The following is a 286-nucleotide window of genomic DNA, read 5'->3' as shown; positions in this document are numbered from 1 at the left end:
CGCCAGGCCTGGCCGATCTTCGTGATCCTGACCGTGGTCGGTTTCTTCGCTGCCATCGTCGAAGTGATCATGTTCGATTACCTCGGCAAGGTGGTCGACCTGGTCAACACCACGCCGGCCTCGGAGCTGTTCGCCACACACGGCGAGCAGCTGTTGTGGATGGCGGTGGTGATGCTGGTCGCGCGGCCGGTGTGCCTGGGCCTGCACGATCTGCTGTTGAACCAGGCCGTGCACCCGAACATGACCAACCTCGTGCGCTGGCAAACCCACCGCTACATGCTGCGGC

The 286-nt window shown here is 63.6% G+C and carries 1 protein-coding gene; it reads left to right on the top strand.

The window, feature by feature from the left end; all coding sequences use genetic code 11:
- A partial coding sequence (locus HKX41_11155) for a multidrug ABC transporter ATP-binding protein (protein NNC24689.1) occupies positions 1-286 on the top strand: 286 nt, incomplete at both ends.

Source organism: Salifodinibacter halophilus, assembly GCA_012999515.1.
GTDB classification, from domain to species: domain Bacteria; phylum Pseudomonadota; class Gammaproteobacteria; order Nevskiales; family Salinisphaeraceae; genus Salifodinibacter; species Salifodinibacter halophilus.
Note: the sequence above shows the minus strand (reverse complement) of the source record. Positions and strands in the feature narration are given on the sequence as shown.